The 2,569-nt window shown below is 69.4% G+C and carries 4 protein-coding genes; 3 read left to right on the plus strand and 1 reads right to left on the minus strand.

The window, feature by feature from the left end:
* Positions 1–188 precede the first annotated feature (188 nt).
* From greA to ABSF49_RS21580, 3 genes are read left to right on the plus strand one after another with little or no spacing between them, the layout of a single operon-like run.
* Entirely contained in the window at positions 189–662 is a 474-nt protein-coding gene (greA, locus tag ABSF49_RS21570; RefSeq protein ID WP_424114683.1) for a transcription elongation factor GreA, read from the plus strand.
* 45 nt (positions 663–707) lie between these two features.
* Positions 708–1,226, plus strand: coding sequence for a hypothetical protein (locus ABSF49_RS21575; protein ID WP_424114684.1), 519 nt, complete (start codon positions 708–710; stop codon positions 1,224–1,226).
* Positions 1,227–1,232: 6 nt separating this feature from the next.
* A complete protein-coding gene (locus ABSF49_RS21580) occupies positions 1,233–2,207 on the plus strand; it encodes a mitochondrial fission ELM1 family protein (protein ID WP_424114685.1) in 975 nt (324 codons plus the stop codon).
* A 41-nt stretch (positions 2,208–2,248) separates the two neighbouring features.
* On the opposite strand, the gene ABSF49_RS21585 is transcribed toward ABSF49_RS21580, so the two are convergent.
* Positions 2,249–2,569, minus strand: a 321-nt coding sequence (locus ABSF49_RS21585; protein WP_424114686.1) for a hypothetical protein, incomplete at its 5' end; no start/stop codon positions are given.

Genomic DNA, 2,569 nt, shown 5'->3' on the forward strand with positions numbered 1-2,569 from the left:
CCCTCTTGCAAAAAACGCCCTATTACACCACACTTTCCGGAGCGATCGCCGCGGCGGAGGGCATCAAGGCCTATCTCGCCGGCGATCTCGAAGTCCGAGCGTTGCAGGACTATTTCGCGTGACCCGGCTCGTTCGCGAGCCGCCGGGCGCGGAGCGGCAAGTTTGACAATTTCGAGATAGGGTCACCGATGGAGAGGTTTCCGATCACGGTCGCCGGCCACGCCGCCCTCGAGGCGGAGTTCCGGCGCCTACAACAAGTCGAACGTCCACGCATCGTCCAAGCGATCTCCGAGGCGCGCTCGCATGGCGATCTGTCGGAGAACGCGGAATATCATTCCGCCAAAGAGGCGCAATCGCACAACGAGGGCCGCATCGTCGAGCTCGAGGACATGCTGCAGCGCGCCGAAGTGATCGACGTGTCGAAACTGTCGGGAGCGACGATCAAGTTCGGCGCGACGGTGACGTTGATCGACGAGGACACCGAGGCCGAGAAAATGTTTCAGATCGTCGGCGAGAGCGAGGCGGACGTGAAATCCGGCAGGGTCTCGATCACCTCGCCGACGGCGCGAGCGCTGATCGGCAAGAAGGTCGGCGATAGCGTGGAAGTGAACACGCCGGGCGGCGGCAAGCGCTACGAGATCGTCAAAGTGGACTATAAATGAGGCCGTTGGGCGGTCCGCGACGGGCCGCCATGGGAGGATGATGACATGGGCGAGTGGCAATTGACGCGACGCGCCGCCCTGACCGCCCTGACGTTGGCGGCGGCGTCGGCGGCCGTGAAGGCTTCGGCGGCGCCGCTGGGCGATGTCCGCTTCCGCGAGATCCGGGTCGACGTCTCGCCGTTGAAGGCCAAGGACGAAGACGACGCGGCGCAGTGGGTCGCGGCGGTGTTGCCCGGTTATCTCAAGCAGACTTTCGCCAAGTATCTCGCGCCGGGCGATCGCAGCGCCGGCGTGCTGGTGGCGCGCATCGACGACGTTGCGATCGGCACGGCGGGTTCTCGCATGTCGATCGGCTTCCTCAGCAACGATGCGACCGACGGCATCGAAGGCGCCGCCCTGGTGCTCGACGGGCGCGGCCACGTGGTCGGCTCATACCCGCTCTATAGCTCGCTCGGCGCCGACAGCCTGCAGAACTCGCCCTACCAGACCGACATTCTGCGCCGCCGTGTTGAAACGCTCGCGCTCAGCTTCGCCCAATGGCTGCCGGGCAAGATGGGGTTGTGAGTCGAAATGCAGGATGCGCGGATCGGGGAGGGCGTGCGCGTCCTTCTGCTTGGGTCGGGCAAGGCGGGTCACGAGATCAACGCGGTCGGCGTCGCCGAGGCGCTCGGGGCGTCCTATGAGCTGAAGCGGGTCAACCCGCGCAAGCCGTTCCTGTGGATGTCGCCGTTCGGGCCGGTCGATCCGCGCGATGCGGCGCTGTTGCGGCCGCCGCTGCCCGATATCGTGCTGGCCAGCGGCCGCGTCACCGTGCCCTATCTGCGCGCGCTCAAACGCGCCGGCGGGGCGCGCGTGTTTGCGGTGTTTCTCCAGGACCCGCGTTTCGCCCGCGCGTCGATGGACCTGATCTGGGTTCCCGAACACGATCGCCATCGCGGGCCCAACGTGATCGCGACGCTGACCTCGCCGCATCCGTTCTCGCCGCGCCGCCTCGCCGCGGCGCGCGCCGCTCCGGACGCGCGGCTGGCGGAATTGCCGACGCCGCGCTGCGCAATCGTGCTCGGCGGCCCGAGCGGCGCGCAGCATTTCACCGCCGCCGACCTGACGCGGATGACGGAGGCGGTGCGGGCGATCGTCGGCCAGGGCTTTTCGATCATGGCGACGCCATCGCGCCGCACGCCGCCCGAGCTGCTGGCCGCCGTGCGCGAGGGGCTCGGCGACGCGCCCGGCTTCGTCTGGGACGGAAGCGGGGAAAATCCCTACGCTTCGATCCTCGCGCTGGCCGACGCGGTTCTGGTGACCGGCGACAGCGCCAACATGGTCGGCGAGGCGACCGCCACCGGCGCGCCGGTGTACGTCTTCGAGCCGAGCGGCGGAGAAGCGGGCAAGCTCGGCCAGGCGATCGACGCGCTGGAGCGGCTCGGCGCGATCAGGCGGTTCGCCGGTCGGATCGAGCGCTTCGCCTACAAGCCGATCGATTCGAGCAGCGTCATCGCCGCCGAGATCGCCCGTCGCTTCGCCCGCGCCCGCGCCGCGGCGGCGTGAGGCGAGTCTTCTTGCCGGACTGAGCGGCGACCCGGGGCGCGCTACGAATGCGGCGCGCCCGCCAGTGTGACGAGACGTCCCGCGTCGGCTTGAAGCAGCCTGAGCGGCGCGACGAGCGCTCCCGCCTCGACGGCGCTTTCGTCGCCGTCGCCCGCCGCGCCGCGTTCGAGCGCGAGCGCCGCGCGGTCGAGCGAGCGCATCGCGGCCGTTGCGACGTTGCTGGCGGCGCCGTCGGGGTTACGCCACGCCGCTGAGGCGATCAGCCGGCTGAGCACCCCGACGTCCTGCGCCAGGTGCCGGGTCGACACGACGAGCGCTCCAGCGCCTGCATGCGACGAACCGCCCCGGCGCCACCACAGTGC

This window comes from Roseiarcus sp., from assembly GCF_049514155.1.
GTDB lineage: Bacteria > Pseudomonadota > Alphaproteobacteria > Rhizobiales > Beijerinckiaceae > Roseiarcus.